At 50.4% G+C, this 4,598-nt stretch carries 5 protein-coding genes; all 5 read left to right on the top strand.

Features of this window, described 5'->3' with window-relative positions:
* Positions 1-202 precede the first annotated feature (202 nt).
* The gene (gene hprK, locus VF724_RS20950; RefSeq protein WP_371756177.1) at positions 203-1,141 is read left to right on the top strand and encodes an HPr(Ser) kinase/phosphatase; all 939 of its coding nucleotides are present in this window, start codon (positions 203-205) and stop codon (positions 1,139-1,141) included.
* Positions 1,142-1,160: 19 nt separating this feature from the next.
* Complete coding sequence (lgt, locus tag VF724_RS20945; RefSeq protein ID WP_371756176.1) at positions 1,161-2,156, top strand: prolipoprotein diacylglyceryl transferase; 996 nt, start codon at positions 1,161-1,163, stop codon at positions 2,154-2,156.
* 51 nt (positions 2,157-2,207) lie between these two features.
* A complete protein-coding gene (gene ppaX / locus VF724_RS20940; protein WP_371756178.1) occupies positions 2,208-2,897 on the top strand; it encodes a pyrophosphatase PpaX in 690 nt (229 codons plus the stop codon).
* Positions 2,894-3,394, top strand: coding sequence for an acyltransferase (locus VF724_RS20935; protein ID WP_371756175.1), 501 nt, complete (start codon positions 2,894-2,896; stop codon positions 3,392-3,394). Before ppaX ends, VF724_RS20935 begins: the two co-directional genes overlap by 4 nt.
* A 467-nt stretch (positions 3,395-3,861) precedes the next feature.
* Positions 3,862-4,227: a hypothetical protein gene (locus tag VF724_RS20930; RefSeq protein ID WP_371756174.1), complete on the top strand. Its 366-nt coding sequence runs from the start codon at positions 3,862-3,864 to the stop codon at positions 4,225-4,227.
* Positions 4,228-4,598: the final 371 nt, after the last annotated feature.

Raw genomic sequence — 4,598 nt, 5'->3', positions numbered from 1 at the left:
CCTTTTTCAACTCTGCTCTAGTCAATGTCAATGTCTCCTGTCCCATAGTGACATTATCTCAGAACAGTTACAGGGTGACATTATCACAGCACAACGACAATTGAATTCCGCGCAGGTTGATTTCGCCGGATAATTGAATTACGATGGATACATTGGCGCTAGACATACGATTATGCTTGATGCTTGCAAAGGGGATGGAGAGATGCCGAAAAAACTGAAAGTATCCGAGCTGGTGCAGCAATTTAACCTCGAGGTGGCCAGCGGGGAAGCGGGCTTGAAACGGCCGATTACGGTGGCCGATCTATACCGGCCCGGGCTGGAAATGGCCGGCTACTTCCACTATCATCCGAGCGACAGGATCCAGATGCTCGGCAAAACGGAGCTGGCGTTCATTGAGACGCTGTCCCCCGAAGTGCGCAAGGAAAGAATGGAAATGCTTTGTCACGATGAAACCCCCTGCATTATCATATCCAGAGGCCTCAATGTGCCGGCCGAGCTGGCGGAGTCGGCGGAGGAAAAGAGCCTTCCGATTCTTCGCAGCCCTGTCCCGACCACGATTCTGGCCAGCAGAATCACCGGGTTTCTCGATAACCGGCTTGCCCCGTCGACCACGATTCACGGAGTGTTGGTGGACGTATACGGAGTCGGCATCTTGATTACCGGAGGCAGCGGGATCGGCAAAAGCGAGACTGCGCTCGAGCTAGTCAAACGCGGACACCGTCTGGTTGCCGACGATGCCGTCGAAATCCGGCAGACCGCCGACAACGTGCTGCACGGAAATGCGCCGGAGCTGATCAAGCATCTGCTGGAAATCCGCGGACTGGGCATCATCAATGTCATGACCCTGTTCGGCGCGGGAGCGATTCGCAGCGAGAAGAAAATCACCATGGTCATCCGCTTGGAAACCTGGCAGGAGGACAAGCAGTACGACCGTTTGGGACTGGATGAAGAGACGACGCGGATTCTGGATGCGGATCTTCCGCTGGTCACCATCCCTGTCCGGCCCGGACGAAACCTGGCGGTTATCGTTGAAGTGGCGGCGATGAATTTCCGGTTGAAGCGCATGGGGTATAACGCGGCGCTGCAGTTCACGCATAAATTGACGGAAACGCTTTCTGAAGATATGGACGATAACGAATAACAAAGGAAGAGGTGTTCAAATGCTCTTATCCATTGATCCTATCGCATTTGCGCTGGGTCCCGTAAAGGTGCACTGGTACGGGATTATTCTCGGTTCGGCCGCACTGATCGGGCTGCTGCTGTTGATTCAGGAAGGCAAACGCTTCAAAATTCATCCGGATTTTTTCATGGATCTGCTCCTGATCGGAGCGCCCTCCGCTATCGTGGGGGCCCGAATCTATTACGTCGCCTTTCGCTGGCAGGATTATAAGGACAACTTGTCAGAAGCATTCAAAATCTGGCATGGCGGGATCGCCATTCACGGCGCGCTGATCGGGGCGGTGATCGCCGCATTCATCTATGTCCGCCGCAAAGGCTATCCCTTCTGGCGGATAGCGGATCTTGCCGCGCCGGGACTGATTACCGGGCAGATGATCGGGCGATGGGGCAATTTCATGAACCAGGAAGCCTACGGCGGACCGGTGTCCGAAACCTTTTTGCGGAATACGCTGCACTTGCCGGATTTCATTGTCAATCAAATGTATATTGACGGGGCATACCATCATCCCACTTTTTTGTATGAATCGGTGTGGAATTTGGCCGGGCTGATCCTTCTGTTGGTTCTGCGCAGACAGAGGTTCATGCGTGCCGGGGAGCTGTTTCTCACCTACTTTATTTGGTATTCGATCGGCCGCTTCTTTGTGGAGGGCTTGCGCACCGACAGCCTCGCCTTCACGGGTCCGGACTGGGTGGTGGGCTTCCTGCGGATGCTGTGGTCGCCGATGAGCATTTTGTTTGAACCCGGCCATATGGATTACGGAAATGTGCGGATTGCGCAGCTGATCGGTGTGGTGATCATCCTGGCCGCGATTGTTCTGGTTGTGATTCGGAGACGGCTGGGGTATGCGAATGAACGGTACCTGGACCCGATCGTATCTTCCAAGCAGACGGATGCGGCTCCTTTGAACAGTGCGCCGGCCGGGACGTCAATGAGGGAACCGAGGTCCGGGGCAAACGAACAGCCGGGCGGCCAATGATTGACCGATCCGGCAATGCGCGACTTGATGAAGAGGGAAAAGGACGGAGTTATGACGGATAAAGGGATCAGAAAGGGAATCGAATCTGGGATTCAAACGGTCCTGTTTGATTTGGACGGCACGATCATCGATACGAACGAATTGATCATTCAATCGTTCATCCACGCGCTTGACGGTACGATCCCGCAGCCGCCCACCAGAGACCGGATTATCTCGATCATGGGCAGACCTTTGGTTGAGCAGCTGCAGCTTTTGTCGGGACGCGAGGATGTGACGGAGCTTGAACAGAGATACAGGGAGTTCAATATAGAAAACCATGACCGGTTGGCCCGGCCTTTTCCATATGCGGCGGAAGTGATCCGCAGGCTGCATGCGCAGGGTGTCCGCATGGGCATCGTGACGACGAAGATCCGCAGAACGACCGGAATGGGATTGCGGCTGCTGGGGATCGAGAATCTGATGGAAGCCGTTGTGACCGTGGAGGATGTGGAGCTGCCGAAACCCGATCCGCAGCCGGTGGTCAAGGCGCTGGAAATCATGGGGAGCGATCCGCGAACGGCGCTGATGGTCGGAGACAGCCACTATGACATCATGGCGGCCAACCGCGCAGGCGTGATTTCCGCAGGCGTGTCCTGGTCGTTGAAGGGCGCCGATTTTCTGCGGCGGTACGATCCGCGTCATATCCTGCACGATATCAGGGAGCTATTCGACATTACCGGGATAGCGGGGGATCCGGATTGAGGAACACCAAACGTTACCCGGTGGAAGGGGCCAATTCGCTCTGGCAAATCTACCGGACGGTAAGCGTCTGGAAGGCGGTCAAAAACTTCATTTTCTCGCAGATCTGCAGATATTCCCCGTCCCTTCGCCTGAAAAATTGGATCTACCGCAGGATGCTCGGCATGGAGCTGGGAGACAATACGGCCGTTGCCTTGATGGTGATGGTGGATGTGTTTTTTCCCGAGCTCATCCATGTCGGACGCAACACGGTAATCGGGTACAACACGACGATCCTCGCTCACGAATATTTGATCCGCGAATACCGGCTCGGAGAAGTGCGCATCGGCTCGAATGTGCTGATCGGCGCCAACTGCACGATCCTGCCCGGCGTGACGATCGGCGACAATGCGGTGGTGGCGGCAGGCTCGGTTGTTCATAAGGATGTGGCCCCGAATACGTTCGTCGCGGGAAATCCGCTGAGGCTGATCAAACATCTGGATCTGGAAACCGAGCAATAGGATACAAGGATAAACGACAAGGATAAACTTCTTTCCATCGGCAGCGCGTCTCTCGTATGAATACGGAGATGCTCCGGGGGAAGGAGTTTTTTTTGTTGCAGACGTCCCATTCCATTTTCATGGCACCAGCGGATGATGAAAATGGCAAGCTGAAGCGTCCCTGAAGAATTCACATTGAATGATTATGAAGCGGAAGCGAATTTTCAGGATAGATATAAAATAAGAAAGAGTAATAATCTGCAATAATAATAGTAATGGTTGATTATGTCGACCAAATCCCATATATTCTTGTCGGACCGCCCTTTTGCATTTTATTATAATATAATGACGAATAATGATACAATGAAAGCTAGAGATGACAAAATGGCTTCCGTTTTGTCTCAACAAAACCTTTCACTACCGAACAAACGTTTGGTATAATATAGCTGACAAGTATTCACGGCAAAAAAACGAAGGAGGGTGACAATATGATTGAAAAATTGGAAAAAAGATTTGATCAATTGGAACAAAAGATGGCTGAAAACCAGAAGCATCTGGAACAAAAGATGGTTGAAAACCAGAAGCATCTGGAACAAAAGATGGTTGAAAACCAGAAACAGCTGGAACAAAAGATGGAGCATTTTGAACAAAAGATGGTTGAAAACCAGAAACATTTTGAACAAAAGATGGTTGAAAACCAGAAGCATCTGGAACAAAAGATGGTTGAAGGCCAGAAATATCTGGAACAAAAGATGGTTGAAAACCAGAAACACTTGACAGATATGATTGTTCAACTTATGAAAATCGTTGGTGAGACTAATCGAAAAGTTTCTGAAATTCAGGATACTCAGTAAAAGACTGTGAAAACGCTTGATCTGCATAAACGAAAGATCGCGGACCTTGAAGAAGAAGTAAATTATCTCAAACCGTTTGAAACTTGAAAGAACAGGAAATACAAAGCCGGGGGAGTAAACTCCGGTTTTTTTTTGTTGCAGAAGAGTTTATAATTTTGCGGGTCTCGGAAAGGTAAATTGGCATAAAAACTGCTATAAAGCGGTCGTTTATCATTGATAGGCCTCGGTGGAGGTTTTTTTAATGGAAAATTTGCGAAAAATATCGAAAAATATCGAAAAAAAGATTGCTTATGGAAATCAGACCACATATAATCTAGTTAATAGGTCGAATTTACCATTTTATTCATATTTTTCTCAATTTGTCATCATTC

Source organism: Ferviditalea candida (assembly GCF_035282765.1).
GTDB classification, from domain to species: domain Bacteria; phylum Bacillota; class Bacilli; order Paenibacillales; family KCTC-25726; genus Ferviditalea; species Ferviditalea candida.
The sequence above is the reverse complement of the archived record's forward strand: the minus strand, read 5'-3'. Positions and strand labels throughout refer to the sequence as shown.

What these genes read in the sequence shown, in the direction of transcription:
- hprK (WP_371756177.1), top strand. Translation starts at nt 203, where the DNA reads ATGCCGAAAAAACTGAAAGTATCCGAGCTGGTGCAGCAATTTAACCTC.
- lgt (WP_371756176.1), top strand. Translation starts at nt 1,161, where the DNA reads ATGCTCTTATCCATTGATCCTATCGCATTTGCGCTGGGTCCCGTAAAG.
- ppaX (WP_371756178.1), top strand. Translation starts at nt 2,208, where the DNA reads ATGACGGATAAAGGGATCAGAAAGGGAATCGAATCTGGGATTCAAACG.
- VF724_RS20930 (WP_371756174.1), top strand. Translation starts at nt 3,862, where the DNA reads ATGATTGAAAAATTGGAAAAAAGATTTGATCAATTGGAACAAAAGATG.